Raw genomic sequence first — 22,616 nt, forward strand, 5'->3', positions numbered from 1 at the left:
GATTTGGTGCTAAAGTTAAGGATTTTACTGATGATAATTGAACGTTGGTCTGGAAAGTTGCGCTGATCAAAGCAGCGGCAGCAATACCTTCCATACATTTTCAGCTAGTATACGGTGGCCTTCTTCGGTGGGATGGATCCCGTCCCGTTGATTTAACTCGCTTTCACCGGCTACTCCTTCCAATAAGAAAGGGACATAAGCCATATCATTTTCTTTGGCTAAAGCCGGGAAAATAGCCATGAATGCACTGCCGTAGTTGCCGCCCATATTTGGTGGCACCATCATTCCCGTAAGTACCAGTTTACAGTCGGGGTATTTAGCGGTGACTTTGTCGATGATACGCTGTAGATTTTTGTGAGTTTCTTCGGTAGGTATTCCCCGTAGGCCATCATTTGCACCCAATTCCAGTACAAATAGGTCTATCTTTTCATTGAGTAGCCAATCGATGCGCTCGTTGCCAGCGGCCGTTGTTTCGCCACTTAGCCCGGCGTTGATAACACGGTAGGGAAGGGCTAACGAATCGATGCGCTGTTGGATAAGGCCCGGAAAGGCGAGCTCTTGACCTTCCAATCCATAACCTGCCGTGAGGCTATTCCCAAAGAATAGAATGGTTTTCGTCTCCGCTAAGGCAGACGCTGTATCCTGTTGTTGGTTTTCCGAATCGCCCCCTTCCGCGCCGCCCGGTGAATTGCTGCAAGCAACGGCAAAGAATAATCCGAGTATGGGGATAAAAAAACGGTTGAAAAACATAGCTGAGCTTACATTGCTTCGGCTACCACTTCCTGTACTTCAGGTACCATCCGCTTAAGCAAGCCTTCGATGCCCGCTTTGAGTGTGATGGTAGAAGATGGGCAGCCACTGCATGATCCACGCAATTCAACGAATACCGTCCCTTCTTCAAATGATCGGTAGTTGATGGCCCCGCCGTCTTGTTCAACTGCCGGGCGAACGTAATCATGTAAGATTTGTTGTATTTTGATTTCAGTCTCCGAACCTTCAAAGGTTACGTCTTCGTCTTTTGCAATTTCCTGTATCTTGAGTTCGGATTCTACGGCACCTTTTACAAAGTCCTTCAGAATCGCTTCAATGTCTTCCCATTCCGCATCTTCGCTTTTGGTAATGGTCACAAAATTACTGGCGAAGAACACCCCGTTTACGAAGTTGAACTTGAAGAGTTCACGGGCAAATGGCGAAGCTTGTGCCTTTTCCCTGTCGGGGAAATCCAAGCTTCCATTAACGAGCAACTTATTGACCAGAAATTTCATGGTCGCGGGGTTGGGTGTATATTCGGTATAGACGTTTATCGTTGCCATTTCTTTGTCATTTTCTGCAAAGGTATTAATATTCCCCTAAAATTAGGGTCAATGTATCGTCAGATTACACGCCCGTGTAATTCCAAGGCGTGATGGCTTTCAATTCTGCTTTCACCGTAGCGCTGACATTAAGGGTATCTACAAAAGCTGCAATGGTGGCTTGCGTGATGGCTTCATTGGTACGGGTCAATTCTTTGAGCGCTTCGTAAGGTTTTGGATAGCCTTCGCGCCGCAAGATGGTTTGGATGGCTTCTGCCACCACGGCCCAATTTTGTTCCAAATCAGCTTTTAGGGCAGCCTCATTCAAGATGAGTTTGTTTAGTCCTTTTAGCGTAGATTTAGCAGCAATGAGCGTATGTGCCAGGGGCATTCCAATATTGCGGAGTACGGTAGAATCTGTCAGATCACGTTGGAGACGCGATATTGGCAGTTTCGCCGCCAAGTGTTCGAAGAGTGCATTGGCTATGCCCAGGTTGCCTTCGGCATTTTCAAAGTCTATGGGATTAACTTTATGGGGCATGGCAGACGACCCAATCTGGCCCTTGGTGATTTTCTGCTTAAAGTAATCCATGGAAATATATGTCCAGACGTCCCGGCATAAGTCAATCAAAATGTTGTTGATGCGTTTCAACGCATCGCATTGTGCGGCAAACTGATCATAGTGCTCAATTTGTGTCGTGGTTTGCGAACGATGTAGCCCCAAGGTTTCATTCACGAACCTATTGCCAAAGGCGACCCAATCCATTTGGGGGTAAGCCACTTTATGCGCATTGAAATTGCCCGTGGCCCCGCCGAATTTTGCCGCGTAGGGTATGGATTCGAGGAGTTGCAACTGATTGGACAATCGTTCGACAAATACGTGAATTTCCTTGCCCAAGCGGGTAGGGGAAGCCGGCTGTCCATGTGTGCGGGCAAGCATCGGTATGGCGGCCCATTCCGTGGCCAGTTGTTGCAGCGTACTGATGAGGGTATTGAGCTGGGGAATGTAAACATTCGTCAACGCCTCCTTCCATGAATAGGGAATGGCGGTATTGTTAATGTCTTGTGAGGTGAGGCCGAAGTGGATAAATTCCAGCGAGTCTACCAATCCCAATGTCTCAAACTGATCTTTTAAGAAATATTCAACCGCCTTTACATCGTGGTTAGTTTCTTTTTCCTTGTCTTTAATCCATTGGGCATTCTCCAAGGAGAAGTGCCTATAAATATCCCTTAGCTTATCATTAAGGGTGCCATCGAAGTGTTGCAACTGCGGTATGCCAAATCCGCATAAACTAATAAAGTATTCAACCTCCACAAATACACGGTATTTAATAAGGGCATATTCGGAGAAAAAAGCTGACAACTCATGAGTCACGTGATGATAACGGCCATCTACAGGGGACACAGCCGTAAGTGGTGATAACGCCATATTAAAATCTAGTTTCCCGCAAAAGTAGGGATTTTTAGGGAAAAGAAGGGCTTGCTAGCGAATCAGACGTGGCGGTGGTATCTCCCCAAGTTGCTGAATCGTTTGCCGCCGAATCAATGAACAGGGAGTCTGCCCCATCCGTGTCATTCTCGTTTTCTCTCGGATTTCCGCATGAAGCTATACCTATCAGTAAGCCACATGCCAATAATAATCTAAACATTTTCATGCGTATGGTTTTAACGTAAAAAAATCAGATGGTAATGCGCCCGCCGGTGACCGGAAGTGTAGCACCAGAGATATAGTTGGCTTCATCGGAAGCTAAGAATACATATGCAGGAGCCACCTCTACGGGTTGGCCGGGGCGCTCAAACGGTGTGTTTTCACCAAAATGCTCATGATCCGGGATAGTAGAGGGGATAAGCGGCGTCCATATTGGCCCCGGAGCTACCGCATTTACGCGGATTCCTTTGCCCTGTTCCAGCAAGATTTGGCTCAGATTGGCCGTGAAATTCTGGATAGCCGCCTTGGTAGCCGCATAAGGAAGCAAGGTGGGATTGGGTTCATATGCATTGACCGATGTGGTGTTGATGATACTTGAACCAGGGGGCATATGCGGTTCGGCTGCCTTGCAGAGGTAAAACATGCTGTGTATATTGACCGCAAACGTTTTTTCCCATTCCCATGCGGGAATATCCTGCAAAGTCTCCCTGGACATTTGATAGGCAGCATTGTTGACCAAGATATCGATTTTGCCAAATTCCTTTATTGCGGTTTCCACGATTTTCCAGCAGTGTTGCTCAGCGCTGATGTCCCCTTTTACTTGGACGGCTTTCCTGCCGGCTTCTTCGATATACTTGATCGTATCCTCGGCATCCCGTTCTTCGACGTCATCCAAATAACTGATTAATACATCTGCGCCTTCCCTTGCAAAAGCAATGGCTACCGCCTTTCCTATGCCCGAGTCGCCGCCCGTGATGATCGCCGCTTTGCCTACCAACCTGCCTTTTCCACGATACGATTGTTCGCCGTGGTCGGCCTGTGGATCCATGGCACTTTCTGTACCGGGCACTTCCTGTGGCTTTTTTGGGAAGGGCGGCTTCGGATACTTGTTGGCTGGGTCTTCATGCGATTGCGATTCCTGATCAACATGTTTGCGCGATGTCATAAGTGCTCGTATTATGTTATTGCTAATTTACTATACTCTGCCTAACAATCCGGTTCGTCGTTGGTTTGGTTTTTATAAACATTCCGGGGATGTGATTGTAAGTATATTAATAGCAATCAAGTAAGCAAACAAATCCACTACATTATGGCCATAAAGAAAGAAAGTGCGCAAGTCTCGGCTGATAGTAAGCGACTGCGTGATAAAAAAGGGGACGACTTGATCCGTGCAAGGCACGATTTGAAGGAAAAAAAACAACAGAAAAACTATGAAGCCGGTATTGACCCGCAAGATGAACAGTTTAATACCATGCCGGATGTTAATACCATGCCGGATGGTACAGGCGAAAGCCGTGGCGATAAAAAATAGTGAAACATACCCCGGTAGGCAAACATTTCAGCTGTTTATTTGTACACCTTCTTATATTGACTTAACTTTAGTTATTCAACGCACGGCTTCATTAATCAAGTAGTTTAATCTGCAGCTATCAGAATCACAGGGCATTTTTAACTACTTGTAACGTTAACAAGTATAGATTTAATGAAAAAGAAAATTTTGTATATTGAGGACGATCCAGATATGGCCGATATTGTTGCAGAAATCATGCAATATGAAGCTTATGAGGTGATCATAGATAGCGGAAAATCAATGTACAAGCTCTTAAAAGACAATGACATCGGATTGATTTTGATGGATGAAGGATTAAGATGGTGCTGGGGCAGCAACTTGTGCAAGGAATTGCGGTTGAATGAAGAGACTGCAACGATTCCAATCATCATGATTTCGGCCGTCCGCGATATCGATAATATCGCCCAGCATTGTGGGGCTAATGCCTATATCCGGAAACCATTTGAGATTTATGACGTCATCGACGTCGTAAATGAGCACTATCCGAGCAATGATACGGGTTTATGAACGCGAACAAACCAATATAACTGCAATGAAAAGGAGTAAAGTAAGTCGGGTGGCAGCGCCTACAGCCGCGCCATATCAACGTTCCCTTCCTGTCCATGGGGTCATTGAAAATGATGAATATTCCAACGAAATGTTGGGCGTCAGAATGTTCGAAAACATGAAAATGGCGTTGTTTTTCAGTTGGATACAAGGCCAGATGAATAAGGATAAACGGGATCAGAAGCCATAAAACGCAGGGACTTGACTTGAAACGGAAAGGTTCAAAACTTCGTTACTTACCGGACGTTGAACGTGGTTACACACGCGTGAAACGAGGGCGGGGATATTATTTTATGGATCCGGAAGGCAACCGGGTGACGGATACCCGCAAGCTGGAACGTTTCCGTGCATTGGTGATCCCGCCGGCGTGGAAAAATGTTTGGATTAGCCCCAGTAAGCGGGGCCATCTGCAAGCCACAGGGCTCGACGAAGAGGGGAGGAAGCAATACCTCTACCATCCGGACTGGACGACGGAAAGGCAGCGGGCGAAATTGTCGCGGATGGTCGATTTTGGCCATGCATTGCCACAGATCAGAAAACATATCGCAAAGGATTTGCGCTATCAGGTACTTAGGAAAGAAAAAGTCATAGCGATAGCGTTGAAAGTTACTGAGGAAACGCTGATTCGGATAGGCAATGAACAATACCTTCGCAAGTATGGCAGCCGTGGGTTGACCACGTTGAAGAAAAAAAATGTAGACGTATCGGACAATGAAGCGGTATTCCGGTTTCGTGGTAAAAAGGGGGTGCGGCAACAGATTACGGTACGTAATGCCCGTCTAGCTGCGCATTTATTGGAATTGGCCCGCTTGCCAGGTGCGTATCTATTCCAATACCTGAATGAAGATGGAAAACGATATCGGCTTAGCGCGGCTGATATTAATGCCTATATCCAACGCTTCACCAATCGGGCTTTTACTTCAAAAGACTACCGTACCTGGTATGCCGGGCTTTGGGCATTTCGCTTGTTTGCGCGGTGTCTTGACTATGGCAATGAAAAAGAATGCCAAGCCAATGTGCTGTCCGTGCTGGATGCCGTATCCCGGCGCCTGGGAAATACAAGAGCGGTCTGCAAACAGTATTACGTGCCGGACAGCTTAGTGAGCGCTTATACCGACGGATCGCTATTGCCGTATTTGAACCAGAGCTTAAGCGGTAGCGGCCAGCCTATGGCTAAGGAGACGGAGAAGCAGCTCTTGGTTTTTTTGCAACAAGCAACCCAGGGATAGGTCATTTTCGCTGCAGTCTTCTTTTAAACGATTGCAGCATTGAAACCGTGTTTTTTTTCGTGTTTACGGGGCCAATAAGCGCTCCATAGGCCTGAAGTTCGGGAATATTATCGCAAATAATTTTGATGATGCCTATCAAGGGTATGGCCAATGCCATGCCGGCTACCCCCCACAGCAACTCCCCAGCGACCAATCCCATGATGGTAAACAACGGATTGATATTCACCTGTTGGCCGACAACAAGGGGTTCGAGTATATACGTTTGCAAAAACTGTACGGTTAAATAAACCAGCACGATGCTGAATACCATACGCGCGTCGCCGCCCTGCGCCAATGCGCCTAAGATAGCGATCAGGTTGCCGACGAAATTGCCGAAGAACGGGACAATCTCCAATATGCCGCAGACAATGGCGAATAATATGGCGCCCTCCAGCCCCACGATACTGAAACCTATACTGTACATGATCCAAAGGACAACAACCATTTTAAAAAGACCAATCAGGTATTGGCCTGAAACAGCCACGGACTTGAGTACGATGTTATTGGCATTTTGCCTTTTGCCTTCAGGCACAATGCCAAGGATAAATTTTTTCAGATGCGACCGGTAAAAGATAAGCAGGTACGTGTAGACAATGATTAAAACGCCATCTACCGCAATACCAGCCAAGGTGTTGACGAAACTGAAAAACATCGCGCCTGCTTGGTTGGCCGTCTCTTTCTCGTTTCCATTGAGCATTTTTGCCTGCTCTTCCATCGGGATGCCAAAGGTTTCGCTTACCCATTCCCGAAGGGTGTCCACTTTGGCGGTCACTTCTTCTTTCATCTTATCGAAGTCGTCCGTCATGCGACTTAGCTGCCATGAAAGAACAACGGCAAGCAACGCAATTATTCCTATGACCAACAATACCGGTATAAGTGCAGCTAACGCCCGGTTGAGCCCCTTTTTTTCCAGTGATTCACTCACTCGATTGAGCACCATAGCAAGCAATGCTGCCAGAACCACAGGAATGAGAAAGGGGGCAGCAACGTATAAGCTCGCAACCGATAACGTTGAAATGATAATGATGTTGGCGATGCGTGCGGTCTTTGCGGGCATTGATTCAGGCGTTATTTTTCATGCCAGCAGGATTAGTTTTCCGTGGAGTAGGGCTTGAGTTTTTTCTTCAATTGCTGTCTGGCCACATGAATCCGGGTTTTTACCGTTCCGATAGGAATCCGGAAGTGATCGGCTATTTCATGATATTTATAGCCTTCATAATACATCGAAAATGGATAATAATATTCGGCTGATAATTTAGACAAGGCATGTTCGATGTCTTCCATCACAAATTTTCCTTCCGCCGTATTACGTAGGGAACTTTTGAATAAATCCGATGATGAAATGGTGTTGGATTTAAGTATGATGGCATTGGTTTTGACCTTCCGTCTATAGTAATTGATAAATGTGTTTTTCAGTATGGTGTAAAGCCATGCCTGCAAATTGGTGCCTTCTTTAAATTTATTATAGTATGAAAAGGCTTTTAGCAGGGTATCCTGTACCAAATCATTGGCATTTTCTTCGTCGCGTGTGAAATAAAAAGCGTAATTGCTTAGGGAGTTAGCTTCTTGTACAACTTTCGTGTTAAACTCAATCTTATTCATAACCTATTGAATTAATCGTTTAAAGTATATTGTACGTTAGTTTTGTGCCAGCCACGAAGCGTAATCGTTGGTCTTACGTGAATGCATCATCATGACGAAACAATATGGAACCGTAAGCCAGTAGAAAATTATTCGTTTGTTTATAGATAGTTTCTGTTTACGCTATGATATACGCAACAGCATTTTTTTTGTTTGAATTATTTTTAAGTAGCTGTTATTGTATGCTCCTATAAAGCTACTATTTTTAATGCGTACTCGCATGTGATTTCATTATTGTAATTAATTTGTTACTAATAGGTGTTATTGGGGCAAACGTGTTTGATGTGCAATCTATTATTTTCGGATAGCTGCCTTCTTGCTGGTATCAGCGGGCGGGATATGATCCACCTCTTTTTCGGTTTCCCGTTCTTCTACATGTACTGCAAATTCGGCTGGAGCAATGCGAGACCCAACATATTCGGCATATGCCCTGGTAAATGAAGCACCGATATAAAGGATAGCCGCTGTGTAATAAACCCATAGGAGGAGCACAATCACGGAGGCAGCGGCACCATAGGTAGATTCCGGGCCTGTAGTCTGAATGTAAAAACCAATTATAAAACGGCCTATCATGAATAATATCGCTGTAAAAAAAGCACCGGCTTTTACATCTTTCCACTGGATGCGGACATCGGGCAAAAATTTAAAAATGACGCCGAATAAGATGCTGATGACGACAAAATTAGTAATTGTTTCGATGGTGAGTGATAGATAAACCGCCAAATCAGAAAATAGCCGTCTTACATAATCCATAAATATCACCAGCAGCCCATTGATAATTAGTGATACGATGAGCAAGAAGCCCAAGGACAGGACAAGCGATGAGGAGAGCAAGCGATCTGTAATCAGTTTTACCCATCCCCGTTTGGGTTTTGGCTTGATCTCCCAAATCTTATTGATGGAATGTTGCATATCCCCAAACACGGTGGTGGCACCCAAGAGTAGCGTGCCGATACCGATAATTAAGGCTAATGTATTGTCTTCCTTGAGTTGGACATTTTTGAGAATCTCCTGTATCTGCGCAGCGGTACTATTGCCCACTAACCCATTAATTTCTTCGAAAACCTTTCCTTCAGCCGCTTCCTGACCAAAAAATAACGCGGCCAAGGAGATGGTTAATACCAGTAATGGGGCGAGCGAAAATATTGTATAATAGGCCAGGGAAGCACTGAACTTGAGTCCTTTCACATCCATGAATATGTTGAAGGTGTTTTTTAGGATAGTAAACCAACGTTTAATAAAGCCCTTTGATTTCATAAGCCGTAATTGAATTACCAGTTAGTATGTAAATCGCTAAATTCAATAACAGGCGAAGACGTTTTTTAGTTTAGACGAAGTGGAAAATGACAGGTTTTCTCCCGTTTTTCATTTTGTGCCAACAGTTGACTGTCCGGTTTGTTGTGCAGCATATACGCACTTATCGTTGATAAACATATGGCTCTGAAACCCCAACAAGAATTGACGGAAGGAGATTTGAAGCGCGGGCTGAAGATGGTGATTTGGGATGGCTTGGCTTCCGAAGTGGTGATTTCGCTTACCGGGGGGGCATTTTTGGTAGCCATGGCATTGCTGCTTGGCGCTAATAATGTCCAAATCGGGTTGTTAGCTGCATTGCCGATGATCACCAACATTTTTCAATTACTTTCCGTCATGCTGGTCAGGAAGTACCAGAATAGGCGAGCCATATCGGTCATTTGTATCGCATTAGCGAGGATTCCGCTGGCCATTATCGGTATTGTGGTGCTTCTTTGGCAAGGTGGATCCATCAACATGCTCATCTTCTTCCTTTTTTTCCATTTTTTCTTTAGCTCCGTATCCGGATTAAGCTGGAATTCATGGATGAAAGATATGATTCCCGAAAAAATGCTGGGTGAGTATTTCTCGCGAAGAAGCCGGTATACGCAGACACTGAACGTAGCGCTGAGTATTATTCTTGCCTTACTTCTCGATTTTGTCCGGAGCCGATATCCCGCATACGAGCTCACTACATTTGCAGTGTTTTTCGTCATAGCAGGCGCTATTGGTGTGATAGGTGCTTATTTATTATCGAGAGCACCCGAACCACAATCCTATTTGTCCAACGCTAGGTTGTTTACACTGTTGCGCATGCCGCTGAAAAACGAGAATTTCAGACGGTTGCTGGTCTTTAATTCGGCCTGGGTTTTTGCACTGAATATCGCAACGCCCTTTTTTACGGTATTTATGCTGCAAGGGATGGGCTTGCCGCTTTCTTATATTATTATATTGACCATTATCAGTCAGCTCGCCAGCATCATGACTTTGCGGATGTGGGGGACATTTTCGGATCGGTATAGCAATAAAAGCATTATCGCCATAAGTGCACCATTGTATATCCTTTGCATTATCGCCTGGTCGTTTGTGGGCATTTATTCGCGGCTATATGTCAACCTCGGATTGCTCGTGCTCATCCATGTTTTCAGCGGCATATCCACAGCGGGGATCAATCTTTCACTGACGAATATCGGACTGAAGCTTGCTCCGAAAGAAGATGCGATTGTCTACCTTTCGGTCAAAAACATCGTGACCGCTGTATTTTCGGCGCTTGGCCCACTGGTGGGCGGTGTCTTGGCCGACTATTTTGCGGATAAAAATCTGGAAATCACATTTGAATGGAATAGCCCGAATTTCGATAAGGCACTCAAATTGGTTTCCCTTCACCAATGGAATTTTCTGTTTTTGATTGGTGCATTTCTCGCGTTATGTGCGTTGGAATTGCTACCGCGGGTGAAAGAAACAGGCGAGGTGGAGAAGGACGTGGTCAAACGTATCATGCGTACCCGTCTCAAGAGCAACATGAAAGATGCGATTATTATTGGCAACCTTATCACTTGGAACAATCAGTTGAGAGCCATTTTGAATCGGAGAAAAAAACGGCCAGTTACCTCTTCCTCCTCGTCCGGTAGATGACATACGTCAGTATGCCGATGAAGAAAATAACTCCGAATAGTAGCGAAAGAAACATCGTGACAACGTATTAAATCGTTCGTTATTTCCTAATTCTACAATGGAGTTGTGATTTTAGTTTTATTTTTTTAACATTGCTACCTCGCGTGACCTTAACCATGCAACTGTAAAATCGTTTTTTATGAATCACATCCTGAACCGCCTCCAAATTGTGGATATGATACGGGGATTAGCCCTTTTAGGTATCTTGATTTTTAATATTCAAACCTACGCGTTATTTGCATTCCTGCGGCCTGAGCAGGTGTATGTGCTTGGATTGGATGCGCCCTCCACTTATCTTCCTGTACAGCTGCTCATACAGCTTTTTGTGCGGGGGCAATTTTATACACTGTATAGTTTTCTCTTTGGATTCGGATTTTACATGATCATGAACCGTAATCTTGCACGGGGGTGGGAAGGGCAGCGTATTTTCAGGCGAAGGATGTGGATCTTGTTGTTATTTGGCGTAATCCATGCAACCGTTTTTTGGTTTGGCGATATTTTGCACAAGTATGCAATACTTGGTTTTACCCTGCCTTATTTCTATGCAAAATCGCCGAGACAGATCATCAATTGGATTGGGGGTATTGCAGGGGCAACCATACTCATCAGCATCGTCCGAACGGTGTTGTTTGGTTCGAATGAAGGGAATAGCCAAGAGATGGATGCGGTCATTGACCAAGTCGTGCAAACTTGGCAACACGGCTCTTTTTTTGACGTGCTGAATATGCAGAAGCTGGGTGTCGCCATGCTTTGGTTCATGGATGCTCAGCACGGCTTCACCGGACTTGCCCATTACGAAATCATGTTTTTGCTGGGCCTGTTAGCGGGTAAAGGGGAAGTATTTCTTCGGATTCCTGAACTGAAAGGAATATTGCGGACGTGGACATTTCGTCTTCTTCTGGTGGCCTTCCTGTTTAAATTGGTAGCCAGTGCGGAAGTACTGCGATTGCATTGGCTGCCGGACAGCTTGCATCATTATGAGACGTTAATTTATTCATTGAGCAGGTTCATTGGCACTCCGCTGCTTACCATAGGCTATTTGATGTTGTTTATCCTGCTTGCTGGAAATTCGTCGTCGGCCCTCGCACGATGGATAGCCAATGCCGGGCGTCTTGGTTTGACCAATTATTTGATGCAGACCTTACTGTGTATGCTACTCTTTTATGGTTATGGCGTTGGCTTGTCTGGATCGCTTACCCTGCTGGAAGCCGTGGGTGTTGCCTTCCTCATCTATATATTTCAACTCGTGTACAGCACCATTTGGCTGAGGTATTACGAAATGGGGCCCATGGAAGGTCTTTGGAGGCGGCTGACTTATCCACGGAAATCTGTGTAGCTATGCCTTACGCTTATCGGCGTATCCAACCGCGCAAAGGACTTTCGATAAGCAGGAAATCCTGGTATTCCGCAAGGACATGAGTCTGGCCGCCTGTTTCCAAGTCGGTTATCTTTGCTGCTAAGGTGTCTGGCTGGGCATATAGTGTATGTTGCCGAACGAGTTGCATCGGGCGCAGGCGGGTTAAGGGTGCCAACTGCTTTTGTGTCACAAAATGTCGGCTCAAATCCGGCAGCACCACGCGATATCCATTGCGATAAGTCGCTTCTACGAACACGGGCGTATGGCGCGGGATGCTGGGAAGCAGTGGCACGGTGGTACGCAAGGTATCGCCCATCCGAGCCGTGTCGGCTACGATTTTTGGGGGCGTCGACTTTCCCGGGCGTACAAAGGGCAGCGGATCCACCGCTCCACCCATTCCATAGACGCCAAAGTGCAAATGTGGCGGCGTAGTCTGCGCATTTCCGGTATTTCCCATTAGACCAAGCGTGTCACCCATGTTTACGGACTGTCCGGCGGTAACCAATTGGCTGTCAAGATGGGCATAATACAGATTCAATGGCCTGCCTTTTGGTCGGAGCCATATGACTTTACCTCCCAACCGATTGTCTCCCACGCGGCCCACAATACCATCGGCAGCTGCAACAACGGGAGTGTAACGCGCCGCAAAAATATCTATCCCTTCATGTTTGCGGCTTCCGCCATCCCGCGTATCGCCAAACACACTTCCAATGTGCTGCTTGGCGTTTGGTGTTACGGGGTTGGCCAAGGAAGCTTCGGCGGTGAGCCGAAGCCTGAACGAAAGTTCAGCGAGCAACTCCGGCTGCACGCGCAGCATGTACTGTCCATCGCGCCTAATGTCCCAACTGAGCATAGCGGCACCGGTATCTGCCGAAATGAGGTGTTTAGGGGCGGCAGTGGTAGCTTGTACGGCTTCAAAAAGGTCGACAAACAATAGTACGCTGTCTGCGCTGTTTATCGATATATCGGCATGTAGGCGTTCTCCCTGCCGTGCCGTAAACGTGTAAGCAATAGCAGTAGGCTTGTCGCGTGCGATATAAGCGGACTCCTGGTGGGGGATGGTGATAATAGCGGGATCGGCAAGGCTTTGTACCGATGCTTGAAACCATTGTCGGTACAATGTGCTGCCTTCGAGGCCCGCATCACGCAGCTGTTTCAGATAACGCTGGTGTGGGGACTGGCTTTTGAAAAGCGTCCCTGTAAGTTGGTCGCTGCATGCGGCAAAAAGCCCTATGAGCAGGACGGAGATATATCGGATGTTACCACAATAGCTGTTCATATGTTATAGTTACAAGCATGTCGATTCATTTGTTTGTTTATGTAACAATTCGAATGTTGGTTTGTATCTTATAAAAACAACATCAAAAATGGGAGAACTAACAGTAGCTATCATTGGTTGTGGGGACGCCTTCGGGAGTGGTGGGCAATTGCATACCTGTTTTTATATCAAGGCACCGCATTCTAGCCTATTGCTTGACTGTGGCGCGACCGCATACTACGGGATAAAGAAACAAGGGATAAATATGGATGACATTGATACCATCGTCATATCCCATTTCCATGGCGATCACTATGGTGGCGTGCCTTTTCTGTTACTGGAAGAGGCTGTCCGGCGCCGGGAGAAGCCCTTGACCATCATCAGTCCGCCAACGGGGAAAGATCGGATTACTAAACTCCTGGAGCAGCTTTATCCGGGCAGCGACGTGTTGGGCAGACTCAACCTGCTGTTTAAGACCTATATGCCAGACGGTGTATTACAAGCTGATCATTTGGAAATAACCGCGCTTCCCGTGGTACATGCACCGGATACATTGCCCCATGGACTGCGCATCGGAATAGGGGGAAAGGTTATCAGTTTTTCCGGCGATACCGAGTGGACACCGATATTGATCGCATTAGCGAGAGACGCTGATTTATTCATCTGCGAATGCAATTATTACCATTCGGAGGTGAAAGGACATATGAATTATCAGACGTTGCTGGCCTATGATGACCAGCTGACATACAAGCAGGTGCTGCTTACGCACTTTGGCGATGAAATGATTCAAAATCGTGGTCGTATCCATCATCCATATGCACAGGATGAGCTTCGGGTAGCTTTATAGCTAACTAACTTACCCGTTTGCTATTGATGGCTTGCACCCATTCGTGGTGATCGCAGCGGCTGCAGTGATGGCTGCCGGGTGCCAGTTGTTGTAATGTACCGCAATAGATACATGCATATAGACCTTCTTGTTTGATGTGGTCTACATGCTCTCGGTAGGCGCGCGGTAAAATCGGTAATCCATATTTGACCTCGTCTTCCGGATAGAAAAAAACACTCATGCTTCCATTAGTCTCCAAAATGGCAGCCCGGACTTGGCCAAGGTGCTCGACGCCTTTGTCTCGCAATTCGGCAAAGAACTCGTCTTTCGAGAGACTATCTTTAGCATCGTCCTTGATAATCAGGACACTATCCTCTACAATATATACGGGCTGACCTTCCAGCAGCCGCTCAAACCGCTCGTCTTTCGTCATTAACCAAGTAATCAGGCGGTATAGGCCAATGGCCGTGGCACAGACCAGCACGGTAGGGACGATCGCTACATCATCATAGAACATGGGATCACCGGCCGCAGAACCTAAACTCAGGATGATTGCCAGCTCAAAGACCGACAGTTGCCGCACACCCCGCTTTCCAGACAGCCGGAGAACGGCCATGACGACGATAAACATAATGGTCGTGCGTAAAACGACTTCGAGGGCAAATTGACCGTCTACATCGTACAGAAAGATACGTTCCCAATCCATGGTTTACACCAGTTACATCAGCTGACAAACATCAAGTTTCTTGGAATATACAATTCATTGGGATGAAATGTTTTATCGTAAAATATCCAACAATTAGCGGCGATGGCTGTTTAATATAATAAAGAAAGCAGTCACGTTTGACTACACGATATTGGTGGAACGCTTAAAGAAAAAAATTATGGCAACGTTAACCGAAAAACAACTCGATACACTGATGGGATATCATGAGGCCCCTGTTTTTTCCGTGTATATGCCTACCCATCGTACACATCCTGACAACGTGCAGGATCCACACCTATTCAAGGAATTGGTCCAGCAATTTAGGTCGGTAAAGGCCGAATATGATCGGGATAAAGACATACAGCATATTTTTTCCAAATTTGAGGCATTAGCCGATGACTACCGGTTTTGGCAACATGCCAAAGAAGGACTGGCGGTGTTTGCGACGCGGGAGTCATTCGATGTATACCGGCTGCGTAGGCCGGTGCAGCCCCTGGCCATTGTGGCAGACAGCGCCCATACCAAGCCGTTATTGAAATACCTGCAAAGCGGCGACCGCTACCACGTATTGGTGCTCAGTACGAATACCGCACAACTGTTTGAAGGCGATCGGTACCAGCTGGATGAAATCGATTTGTCGCAGGAAAACGTGCCCGAGTCGATGATTGATGCGCTGGATCACGAGCTGCGCGATCTGCACGCTACCTTGGCAGCCTATCGTACAGCCACCGGCGAAAAATGGGATGTCGCGCAAAATCACGGGCTGAAAAAAACGGATGTCGACAATGACATGGAGCAATTTTTTAGGGCGGTTGACCGGGCGGTCATGGCCAGGTACTCCATCCCTACGCGGCTTCCACTCATCCTGGCATCGCTTCCGGAACACCAGCACCTTTTCAGGCAGGTAAGCCGCAACAGGCAGCTGATGGAAGAAGGGATAAAAATCAACGCAGGGGCATTATCCAATGAAGCCTTGCGGGAAGCTGCTTGGAACGTGTTCGAGCCCTATTATAATAAACGACTGAATGATATCATTGGGGAGTACCGGCATGCTACCACTAAACGGCTCGGTACTGATCAGCTTGATGAGCTTGTAAAAGATGCGTTTGACGGTAAAGTGGCAACCTTACTGCTTGAGGAAGACCGCATCATCCGTGGCCGCATCGTGGATAGGAATAATGTGCTTTACCACGCGGATAATACGGATAACCTGGTTGACGATGTGCTGGACGATCTCGCGGAACTTGTATTGCATTTTGGCGGTGAAGTATGGATTGTGCCCAAAGGCAAGATGCCTTCAACCACGGGCGCAGCTTCCGTCAACCGATTTTAACGGTTTCTTATTCGGTACATGAGTTCTTTCTTACAAACAACTATTCGCCCTATTTGTTGAGCAGGATGCATGGATGCTGATAAACCAACGATGCCAACTAATAACACACTGAATCGCCGAGACTATTTCCCAAATCATAACGTAAGGTTGCTTACCGGCGGCAAAACGTTTTTTTCCTTATTGATTCAACTCATTGAACACGCGCAAGCGTGTATCCACTTACAGGTATACATCTACGAGGCGGACGAGACGGGCCAATTGGTTGCTGATGCATTGATAGCCGCGGCGAAGCGGGGAGTGGCTGTTTACGTGCTGGTCGATGGATATGGTTCGCAGGGGTTGAAACGGACGTTTACTTCCCAGTTTGCTGAAAACGGTGTCCACTTCCGCGTTTTCGAGCCGTTGTTCAGAAGCAAACATTTCTACATCGGTCGCAGGATGCATCAAAAAGTGTTGGTTGTAGATGCCCGTTATGCGGTGGTAACGGGGGCAAACATCGGTGACCGGTACAATGACAAGCCGGGGAAACCCGCTTGGTTGGATTTTGCCCTATGCGTATCAGGTGAAATTGCCGTAAATCTATGCGAACTATGCTGGACGATGTGGAAGAATTTACAGCGTGTTAAACCTATGCCGGAGCGATGCAAGCCAACTGCTGCCCAGTTAGACTTTGGCCATGAGGGCACCTGTGCTGTCCGTATGCGTCGCAACGATTGGGTGCGTCACAAATACGATATCACCCGCACGTACAGGGAAATTTTCCGCAAAGCCAATAAACGGGTCATCCTATTGTCCAGCTATTTTTTGCCAGGTACTGTTGTCCGGCGGGATATTAGCGCAGCGGTAAAGCGTGGTGTGACCATACAACTGATCGTCTGTAGCCGCATGGATGTCCCCTTGGTAAAGGATGCCGAACGATCCATGTACGAGTGGCTTTTGCAGCATCAGGTCGAAATATACGAATATACAGGAAGCATGCTCCATGGCAAACTCGCTACCTGCGATGATGAATGGATGACCATTGGTTCGTTCAATGTGAATGATCTCAGCGCACGCGTGAGTGTGGAGCTAAATCTTGATGTGCGGGGAAAAGCTTTTGTACAACGGACTGTTCAAGAGCTGGTCGCTATCATGGAAAATCATTGCCAGCGGGTACAGGCCGACGATTTTGCGGCGAAAAGCTCGCTGCTAAACCGGCTCATCCGTTGGCTGGCATTTAAAGTTTTGCGTGTTGTTTTCTTTCTGGGTACATTTTACATGAAACAGGAAAAGTACCGCAGGAGCTGAAGCCCACAGTCATCTCCGCTGTACTAAAAAAGCGACTCGATGTACAGAAAAGGCAATTCGTTCTTCAAAATGGCCTACGGAACGGACGGCCAACAATCTAATGACATTTATTTTGGCCAACTGGAATGGTTATCGTTCCTCAATTACATCAGTTAATTTTATGAAATCATGAAGCGAATTACGGTAAAAGAACCTATCACGGGAGAAATACTCTCCTTGCTGGCCCAACCTGAAGACTACAACGGCGAACAAGGATGGCGTATCATTGGATCAGCAAGGGATTCTTTTGTGATCTTAGAGAAAAACGGCTCATGGCAAGTGGTCGATGACGATATTCATCCAGCGATTGTGTCGGCCATTGGCAGGGCATTGCGTACCTACGCGCGATATAATTCGTAAGGCCCAAAGATTGCGAAAATTTTTTCAAACAATAGCGATTATTGATTGTCAACACCGTAGAAGAGGCCAAGTAACGGCCAAAATCAAGCTATCTACTAAAGAAAGGAGAAACAAAATGGAAGATTTGAAGAAAACGGCAGAAGTACTGAACGATTTGATTAAAATAAATAATGATAGAATAGCGGGTTATCAAAAGGCAATCGCTGAATTGCCGGTTGCCGACGTCGATCTCAAAGCATTGTTCAGCAGTTTGATAGAACAAAGCGAACGACTAAAAGTGGAATTGCAGCAACACATCAGTGCCTGGGAAAATCGGGCAGATGATCAGACCACGGCCTCAGGTAAGATTTACCGGGCATGGATGGATATCCGGCAAGCCTTCGCTGTAGATGACCGGCGGGCTGTATTGGAGAGTTGCGAATATGGTGAAGATGCAGCGCAAAAAGCCTACCGGCAAGCTGGGCAAGAGGAGGATGTGTCCATTGCCGCAAAAGCACTTATTTCTAGTCAGAAAACACAATTGTTGGCTTCACACGACCAAATCAAACAATTGAGAGACCGGGAAAAGGCCATGGGATAAACAAGCATAAAAATAATCAACACAATAATGGAAAACCTAAAAACAACAGTGGAATGCCTCCGGGATTTGGTGGCATTCCATAGCGAACGAATAAACGGTTATGAAACCTTACTCAACAGGCTTACCACAGAAGAGCAGCACCTGGTCACGTTATTTGAGGCTTTCATCAAGCAGAGCATGATGATGAAGCAGGAATTGCTTGATATCGGGGCGCAACTGGGATTAGCGGAGACCCGATTGATAACGGGAGGTAAGTTTGGCCTGGCTTGGTCCGTTGTAAAAGCGGTTTTTTCGAGCAGAATGCCGAGTTATTCTTTGGACAAATGTAAGTCCGGAGAAAATGCCCTGCTCATCGCATATCATAGTGTAGAAGGTACGGAAGGCCTACAGTCTTCATTGAGGTTAATCATCAACCGGCAAAAACGGGAAGTGATAGCTGCACGGGACTGGATAACACACTTCGGTGCACTTCAGGGGCAAGCCGTGCAACATCAGTTGGCAGCCGTCTCGTGAAAAAAAGATGTTAAAAACGTATGGCCAATGCGACATGAATCAGCTGAAAAAAACATTGGAAGTGCTCAATGACTTGATAGAAGTGAATGGGCAACGCATTTGGAGTTACCAAGCCGTGCTTGAAGGACCTGCTGATAAGGCCGATGCGGAATTGAACATGGTATTCGAGCAGATTATTGGACAGGGACAACGTCTACAAGAAGATTTGGAGCTGGAATTTGTGGCCTTGGCCCACGACCTTCCAGTGAAGGGCAATCCTTCAGGCACCATCCTTAGGACTTGGAATATCGTCAAATCCACTTTTGCCGAGAAGGACGCCTTGTCTATAAGTGAATTTTTTAACACCGGTGAGCGGGCATTACTTAAAGCTTACCAATATGCAGAAAAACAGACCGGTATAGTACCGTCTTCTAAAGACCTAATTACCCGGCAAAAAAATGAACTGTCAATGTTCTATCGCCAATACAAGCAATTGTATAAAACGCATCAATTTGCTTAACAAACATTCCCAGGAATGGTAGCTATTATCATCATTGTGATATAATTAACATACCAAAGTATTGGGATATCTTAAAACAATCGTACTTTTGCTATAACATGGGAGAACGTGTCGGTTAACTATTGAGGTTATTTTCTTCCATGAAAACTACCTTTCTGGATGAAAAAAGTGCGTAAAGAAGTTGACAACCAGATCTTTAGGGAATTGTTTTTTGCCTCGCCAATAGCAGGTTATCTCTGTGATAAAGACGGATTCTTAAAAGCATATAACCCTGCCGCAATATCGCTTTGGGAGCGGCAACCGGAAATCGGCAAAGAAAGGTGGTCCGGAGCATTTGCAATTTTTTATGTTGATGGGCGGCCGATGCCCGCTGAAAAATCTCCGATGGCTATGGTACTTGCCGGCAAAGAAGATAGAACCGGTGAAGAGCTTGTCATTCAACGTCCTGATGGCACGCAACGGATTGTACTGGTGTTTCCTAAACTTATATACGCAGCCACGGGCGATCTTATCGGTGTGTACACTGCCTTGGTCGATATCACCGAATATAAGCAATATGAAGAAAAGCAAGCCATGCTTTCCGAAATTGTGCAATCATCCGATGATGCAATTGTAAGCAAAAACCTGGAAGGAATCATTATGAGCTGGAATACCGGGGCAGAGCGAATTTTCGGCTATAGCGAGCAGGAAATCATTGGCAAGTCCATCAATACACTTATCCCCAACTATCTTCGTACAGAAGAAGAAACTATTATTCGCGAAATCAAGGCGGGCAGAAAAGTCGATCATTACCAAACTATCAGACGTACCAAGTCTGGCAAAGAGATACCCATCTCGCTCACGATATCTCCCATGCGCAATAAGCAAGGCCAGGTTATCGGTGCATCCAAGATTGCGAGGGATATTTCCGACAAAATTCAACGGGAGCAAACCATACAGTTTCATGCACAGAAACTGGAAACGCTCCACGCGATTGGAAAGGTGATCTCTGAAAAGCTTGACACCCCTTCCATTATCCAAACGGTCATCGACTCTACTACCCATCTTGCTTCGGCCGATGTGGGGCTTTGTTTCTATCGGGTTTCGGACGAATTGGGGTCGTCGAAGCTCTCCGTTTCAGTGGCGGCGCATGGAAATGGGGGCGACTATGATAACCTGCATTTGGATGAGGGTATTATCCACACCATATTTGCAGGGGAGAATGTTGTGAAATTTGACGACGTATGCGAGGCCGCACATATTCTTTCACTTTTTAACACGAAAGAAGGCGCCAAAGCTCCCCGCATACGGCACTGCTTGGCCATCCCTATCCGGGCTGCTGACAAGTTGTTAATTGGAGCCATGTTTTTTGGTTATGCGCAAGCTGAGGTTTTCAAGACCGCAGACGAAGACATGATGCGGAATATCGCTTCGCTGGTTGCTGTGACCCTGGATAACGCCCGTTTGTTTGAAGAAGTGAACGCGTTAAACCTCAAGAAAAATGAATTTATCGCATTGGCGAGCCATGAACTTAAAACACCTTTGACCACGATCAAGGGATATCTCCAAATATTGGAACGGTCTGAAATAGACCAGGTGGGGCGCCGGTTTCTTACCAAGGCCCTGAAACAATTGGAACGGATCAACGCGCTTATTGCCGAATTACTGGATATCTCTAAAATCGAGGCAGGCAAATTGAGTTTTCATTTTGAACGTTTTGACATGAGTGAGATGGTGCTCGATGTGGTGGAAACGTTCCATTTCAGCAGCCAGACACATACCATTTTTGTCAATAATATCCATGGTGACTATACGGTCATCGCCGATCGGCAACGCATGGAACAGGTCATCATTAACTTGATTACGAATGCCATCAAATACTCGCCGAATGCAAATAACGTCTATGTGACGCTTGAGTCTTCTCTCCGCGAAGTAAGTGTACAGGTCAAGGACGAAGGTATGGGAATGAGCCGTGATCAACAGGAGAAAGTATTTACCCGGTTTTACCAAGTAGAGGGAACCTCGAAAATGACGGGTTTGGGACTTGGTTTATACTTGAGTAAAGAAATTATTGAACGCCATGGCGGCCATATAGGCGTCAATAGCCAATTGGGGCAAGGGTCTACCTTTTATTTTTCCATCCCCCGGGAACAAGAATTATGATCAAGTTGTAATTAATAGCCAATTTTTTTAACTTGCGGGGCATGAAAAAAGCAGTCCATGTCTTAGAGGACGACATCGATATTGGCGAACTTATTGTTTTCCTCTTGACTGAACAAGGTTATGATGTAGTCGTGTTTAGCAATATCGCATCTTTTAGGCAACACGGTGGCCAACTGCCTGATTTGTTGGTTATTGATGTGATGCTGCCGGATGGCAATGGTTTGGATATCTGCCGGGAGTGGAAAGCCGATGAAGCTACCCGCTATATTCCCGTGTTGCTGATGTCTGCGTATGAGGATTACAAACATGATGCTAAGGCAAGCAAAGCCGATGGATTCATTAGCAAACCCTTTGATATCAAAACTTTCCTTAACGAAGTAGCGCGACAGTTAAGTTGAGTAAAAAGCCCCGCTTTGCGTAATGAGCAAAGGGGGCGGGGAACGTGGGTTTTCTTATTTGCAAAAGCATCATTGCGATACATTTGCTTCTTCCATGGCGATTTCCGTCAGTTTTACATCCGTATCTTTCTCTTCTTCCAACGTTTGGCTCAACAAATCGGCTGCTTCTCGGTGGTCCATTAAGTTGGCATACGTGACCAAGCATCCATAGCTGGCTATTTCATAATGCTCCACTTTCTGGGCCGCCGCAATCAGCGCAGCATCCAATACGTCGGCGTCCTCAAAATTTTCCATGATTTCTTCGGCTTCTGCTAAGAGGCCTTCCATCGCTTTGCACGTTTTGGCCCTCGGTGATAGGTCTACCGATGCAAATACTTTTTTCAACCGCTCAATATGCTGTTCGGTCTGTGCATGGTGTTCCTCAAATGCTGATCTTAACCCCTCACTATTTGCTTTTGTAGCCATTTTCTTCAAGCCTTTAAGCAAAAGCTTTTCGGCACCTAAGATATCCCTCAGTTCGTCTACAAATAATTCATGAAGATGCGCATTGGGCATGTTCGATTGATTTCTTGCTTTGTTTGCCATGATGTTTAATTCATTTGGTT

General features: G+C 46.2%; 26 protein-coding genes. 15 read left to right on the plus strand and 11 right to left on the minus strand.

Annotated elements, in window-relative coordinates:
* Window positions 1-66: 66 nt before the first annotated feature.
* From BMW65_RS11870 to BMW65_RS11885, 5 genes are all read right to left on the minus strand, one after another.
* A complete protein-coding gene (locus BMW65_RS11870; RefSeq protein WP_090605650.1) occupies window positions 67-750 on the minus strand; it encodes an arylesterase in 684 nt (227 codons plus the stop codon).
* A gap of 8 nt (window positions 751-758) precedes the next feature.
* On the minus strand, window positions 759-1,313 hold the full coding sequence (locus BMW65_RS11875) for a NifU family protein (RefSeq protein WP_090605651.1): 555 nt from the start codon (window positions 1,311-1,313) through the stop codon (window positions 759-761).
* Window positions 1,314-1,377: 64 nt separating this feature from the next.
* Entirely contained in the window at window positions 1,378-2,721 is a 1,344-nt protein-coding gene (gene purB, locus BMW65_RS11880) for an adenylosuccinate lyase (protein ID WP_090605653.1), read from the minus strand.
* Between the two features lie 34 nt (window positions 2,722-2,755).
* Complete coding sequence (locus tag BMW65_RS23900; protein WP_143053870.1) at window positions 2,756-2,947, minus strand: hypothetical protein; 192 nt, start codon at window positions 2,945-2,947, stop codon at window positions 2,756-2,758.
* Window positions 2,948-2,971: 24 nt separating this feature from the next.
* On the minus strand, window positions 2,972-3,886 hold the full coding sequence (locus BMW65_RS11885) for an SDR family oxidoreductase (protein WP_090605654.1): 915 nt from the start codon (window positions 3,884-3,886) through the stop codon (window positions 2,972-2,974).
* A 144-nt stretch (window positions 3,887-4,030) separates the two neighbouring features.
* Here BMW65_RS11885 and BMW65_RS11890 point away from each other — a divergent pair, with 144 nt between their 5' ends.
* From BMW65_RS11890 to BMW65_RS11905, 4 genes are all read left to right on the plus strand, one after another.
* The gene (locus BMW65_RS11890) at window positions 4,031-4,252 is read left to right on the plus strand and encodes a hypothetical protein (protein ID WP_090605656.1); all 222 of its coding nucleotides are present in this window, start codon (window positions 4,031-4,033) and stop codon (window positions 4,250-4,252) included.
* Between the two features lie 171 nt (window positions 4,253-4,423).
* Window positions 4,424-4,798 carry a response regulator gene (locus BMW65_RS11895; protein WP_090605657.1) on the plus strand — a complete coding sequence of 125 codons (375 nt, stop codon included), beginning with the start codon at window positions 4,424-4,426 and terminating at the stop codon, window positions 4,796-4,798.
* Window positions 4,799-4,823: 25 nt separating this feature from the next.
* On the plus strand, window positions 4,824-5,027 hold the full coding sequence (locus BMW65_RS11900) for a hypothetical protein (protein WP_090605658.1): 204 nt from the start codon (window positions 4,824-4,826) through the stop codon (window positions 5,025-5,027).
* Window positions 5,028-5,043: 16 nt separating this feature from the next.
* Entirely contained in the window at window positions 5,044-6,066 is a 1,023-nt protein-coding gene (locus BMW65_RS11905) for a DNA topoisomerase IB (RefSeq protein ID WP_143053871.1), read from the plus strand.
* Window position 6,067: 1 nt separating this feature from the next.
* On the opposite strand, the gene BMW65_RS11910 is transcribed toward BMW65_RS11905, so the two are convergent.
* The 3 genes from BMW65_RS11910 to BMW65_RS11920 all read right to left on the minus strand — a co-directional run bounded on the left by BMW65_RS11910 (window position 6,068) and on the right by BMW65_RS11920 (window position 9,003).
* Window positions 6,068-7,162: an AI-2E family transporter gene (locus BMW65_RS11910; protein ID WP_090605661.1), complete on the minus strand. Its 1,095-nt coding sequence runs from the start codon at window positions 7,160-7,162 to the stop codon at window positions 6,068-6,070.
* Window positions 7,163-7,194: 32 nt separating this feature from the next.
* Window positions 7,195-7,707, minus strand: coding sequence for an RNA polymerase sigma factor (locus BMW65_RS11915; protein WP_090605663.1), 513 nt, complete (start codon window positions 7,705-7,707; stop codon window positions 7,195-7,197).
* Between the two features lie 333 nt (window positions 7,708-8,040).
* Entirely contained in the window at window positions 8,041-9,003 is a 963-nt protein-coding gene (locus tag BMW65_RS11920; protein ID WP_090605664.1) for a YihY/virulence factor BrkB family protein, read from the minus strand.
* 177 nt (window positions 9,004-9,180) lie between these two features.
* Here BMW65_RS11920 and BMW65_RS11925 point away from each other — a divergent pair, with 177 nt between their 5' ends.
* Window positions 9,181-10,674, plus strand: coding sequence for an MFS transporter (locus BMW65_RS11925; protein WP_090605666.1), 1,494 nt, complete (start codon window positions 9,181-9,183; stop codon window positions 10,672-10,674).
* Between the two features lie 178 nt (window positions 10,675-10,852).
* Window positions 10,853-12,049 (plus strand): DUF418 domain-containing protein, encoded by a 1,197-nt coding sequence (locus BMW65_RS11930; protein WP_090605668.1) that lies wholly within the window; start codon window positions 10,853-10,855, stop codon window positions 12,047-12,049.
* 13 nt (window positions 12,050-12,062) lie between these two features.
* On the opposite strand, the gene BMW65_RS11935 is transcribed toward BMW65_RS11930, so the two are convergent.
* The gene (locus tag BMW65_RS11935) at window positions 12,063-13,349 is read right to left on the minus strand and encodes a M23 family metallopeptidase (RefSeq protein WP_090605669.1); all 1,287 of its coding nucleotides are present in this window, start codon (window positions 13,347-13,349) and stop codon (window positions 12,063-12,065) included.
* Window positions 13,350-13,437: 88 nt separating this feature from the next.
* Here BMW65_RS11935 and BMW65_RS11940 point away from each other — a divergent pair, with 88 nt between their 5' ends.
* Entirely contained in the window at window positions 13,438-14,175 is a 738-nt protein-coding gene (locus tag BMW65_RS11940) for an MBL fold metallo-hydrolase (RefSeq protein ID WP_090605671.1), read from the plus strand.
* 4 nt (window positions 14,176-14,179) lie between these two features.
* Here the strand turns inward: BMW65_RS11940 and BMW65_RS11945 are convergent, their stop codons facing one another.
* Entirely contained in the window at window positions 14,180-14,860 is a 681-nt protein-coding gene (locus BMW65_RS11945) for a DUF421 domain-containing protein (RefSeq protein WP_090605672.1), read from the minus strand.
* Window positions 14,861-15,038: 178 nt separating this feature from the next.
* On the opposite strand from BMW65_RS11945, the gene BMW65_RS11950 reads away from it, so the two are divergent.
* The 8 genes from BMW65_RS11950 (at window position 15,039) to BMW65_RS11985 (ending at window position 22,011) form a co-directional block, all read left to right on the plus strand.
* Window positions 15,039-16,193, plus strand: coding sequence for a baeRF3 domain-containing protein (locus BMW65_RS11950; protein WP_090605674.1), 1,155 nt, complete (start codon window positions 15,039-15,041; stop codon window positions 16,191-16,193).
* A gap of 90 nt (window positions 16,194-16,283) precedes the next feature.
* On the plus strand, window positions 16,284-17,480 hold the full coding sequence (locus BMW65_RS11955; RefSeq protein ID WP_177181101.1) for a phospholipase D-like domain-containing protein: 1,197 nt from the start codon (window positions 16,284-16,286) through the stop codon (window positions 17,478-17,480).
* A 168-nt stretch (window positions 17,481-17,648) separates the two neighbouring features.
* Window positions 17,649-17,879: a hypothetical protein gene (locus BMW65_RS11960; protein ID WP_090605677.1), complete on the plus strand. Its 231-nt coding sequence runs from the start codon at window positions 17,649-17,651 to the stop codon at window positions 17,877-17,879.
* Window positions 17,880-17,994: 115 nt separating this feature from the next.
* Window positions 17,995-18,459 (plus strand): PA2169 family four-helix-bundle protein, encoded by a 465-nt coding sequence (locus BMW65_RS11965; protein WP_090605678.1) that lies wholly within the window; start codon window positions 17,995-17,997, stop codon window positions 18,457-18,459.
* A 27-nt stretch (window positions 18,460-18,486) separates the two neighbouring features.
* Complete coding sequence (locus BMW65_RS11970) at window positions 18,487-18,972, plus strand: ferritin family protein (protein WP_090605680.1); 486 nt, start codon at window positions 18,487-18,489, stop codon at window positions 18,970-18,972.
* 34 nt (window positions 18,973-19,006) lie between these two features.
* On the plus strand, window positions 19,007-19,471 hold the full coding sequence (locus BMW65_RS11975) for a DUF2383 domain-containing protein (RefSeq protein WP_177181102.1): 465 nt from the start codon (window positions 19,007-19,009) through the stop codon (window positions 19,469-19,471).
* Window positions 19,472-19,630: 159 nt separating this feature from the next.
* A complete protein-coding gene (locus BMW65_RS11980) occupies window positions 19,631-21,613 on the plus strand; it encodes a PAS domain-containing sensor histidine kinase (protein ID WP_090605683.1) in 1,983 nt (660 codons plus the stop codon).
* A gap of 41 nt (window positions 21,614-21,654) precedes the next feature.
* Complete coding sequence (locus BMW65_RS11985) at window positions 21,655-22,011, plus strand: response regulator transcription factor (RefSeq protein WP_090605684.1); 357 nt, start codon at window positions 21,655-21,657, stop codon at window positions 22,009-22,011.
* A gap of 69 nt (window positions 22,012-22,080) precedes the next feature.
* On the opposite strand, the gene BMW65_RS11990 is transcribed toward BMW65_RS11985, so the two are convergent.
* The gene (locus BMW65_RS11990; protein WP_090606007.1) at window positions 22,081-22,596 is read right to left on the minus strand and encodes a ferritin-like domain-containing protein; all 516 of its coding nucleotides are present in this window, start codon (window positions 22,594-22,596) and stop codon (window positions 22,081-22,083) included.
* Window positions 22,597-22,616 lie beyond the last annotated feature (20 nt).

Source organism: Parapedobacter koreensis (assembly GCF_900109365.1).
GTDB classification, from domain to species: Bacteria; Bacteroidota; Bacteroidia; order Sphingobacteriales; family Sphingobacteriaceae; genus Parapedobacter; species Parapedobacter koreensis.

Coding starts and splice junctions, on each gene's coding strand:
- BMW65_RS11870 (WP_090605650.1), bottom strand. CDS start 750: ATGTTTTTCAACCGTTTTTTTATCCCCATACTCGGATTATTCTTTGCC.
- BMW65_RS11875 (WP_090605651.1), bottom strand. CDS start 1,313: ATGGCAACGATAAACGTCTATACCGAATATACACCCAACCCCGCGACC.
- purB (WP_090605653.1), bottom strand. CDS start 2,721: ATGGCGTTATCACCACTTACGGCTGTGTCCCCTGTAGATGGCCGTTAT.
- BMW65_RS23900 (WP_143053870.1), bottom strand. CDS start 2,947: ATGAAAATGTTTAGATTATTATTGGCATGTGGCTTACTGATAGGTATA.
- BMW65_RS11885 (WP_090605654.1), bottom strand. CDS start 3,886: ATGACATCGCGCAAACATGTTGATCAGGAATCGCAATCGCATGAAGAC.
- BMW65_RS11890 (WP_090605656.1), top strand. CDS start 4,031: ATGGCCATAAAGAAAGAAAGTGCGCAAGTCTCGGCTGATAGTAAGCGA.
- BMW65_RS11895 (WP_090605657.1), top strand. CDS start 4,424: ATGAAAAAGAAAATTTTGTATATTGAGGACGATCCAGATATGGCCGAT.
- BMW65_RS11900 (WP_090605658.1), top strand. CDS start 4,824: ATGAAAAGGAGTAAAGTAAGTCGGGTGGCAGCGCCTACAGCCGCGCCA.
- BMW65_RS11910 (WP_090605661.1), bottom strand. CDS start 7,162: ATGCCCGCAAAGACCGCACGCATCGCCAACATCATTATCATTTCAACG.
- BMW65_RS11915 (WP_090605663.1), bottom strand. CDS start 7,707: ATGAATAAGATTGAGTTTAACACGAAAGTTGTACAAGAAGCTAACTCC.
- BMW65_RS11920 (WP_090605664.1), bottom strand. CDS start 9,003: ATGAAATCAAAGGGCTTTATTAAACGTTGGTTTACTATCCTAAAAAAC.
- BMW65_RS11925 (WP_090605666.1), top strand. CDS start 9,181: ATGGCTCTGAAACCCCAACAAGAATTGACGGAAGGAGATTTGAAGCGC.
- BMW65_RS11930 (WP_090605668.1), top strand. CDS start 10,853: ATGAATCACATCCTGAACCGCCTCCAAATTGTGGATATGATACGGGGA.
- BMW65_RS11935 (WP_090605669.1), bottom strand. CDS start 13,349: ATGAACAGCTATTGTGGTAACATCCGATATATCTCCGTCCTGCTCATA.
- BMW65_RS11940 (WP_090605671.1), top strand. CDS start 13,438: ATGGGAGAACTAACAGTAGCTATCATTGGTTGTGGGGACGCCTTCGGG.
- BMW65_RS11945 (WP_090605672.1), bottom strand. CDS start 14,860: ATGGATTGGGAACGTATCTTTCTGTACGATGTAGACGGTCAATTTGCC.
- BMW65_RS11950 (WP_090605674.1), top strand. CDS start 15,039: ATGGCAACGTTAACCGAAAAACAACTCGATACACTGATGGGATATCAT.
- BMW65_RS11955 (WP_177181101.1), top strand. CDS start 16,284: ATGCCAACTAATAACACACTGAATCGCCGAGACTATTTCCCAAATCAT.
- BMW65_RS11960 (WP_090605677.1), top strand. CDS start 17,649: ATGAAGCGAATTACGGTAAAAGAACCTATCACGGGAGAAATACTCTCC.
- BMW65_RS11965 (WP_090605678.1), top strand. CDS start 17,995: ATGGAAGATTTGAAGAAAACGGCAGAAGTACTGAACGATTTGATTAAA.
- BMW65_RS11970 (WP_090605680.1), top strand. CDS start 18,487: ATGGAAAACCTAAAAACAACAGTGGAATGCCTCCGGGATTTGGTGGCA.
- BMW65_RS11975 (WP_177181102.1), top strand. CDS start 19,007: ATGAATCAGCTGAAAAAAACATTGGAAGTGCTCAATGACTTGATAGAA.
- BMW65_RS11980 (WP_090605683.1), top strand. CDS start 19,631: ATGAAAAAAGTGCGTAAAGAAGTTGACAACCAGATCTTTAGGGAATTG.
- BMW65_RS11985 (WP_090605684.1), top strand. CDS start 21,655: ATGAAAAAAGCAGTCCATGTCTTAGAGGACGACATCGATATTGGCGAA.
- BMW65_RS11990 (WP_090606007.1), bottom strand. CDS start 22,596: ATGGCAAACAAAGCAAGAAATCAATCGAACATGCCCAATGCGCATCTT.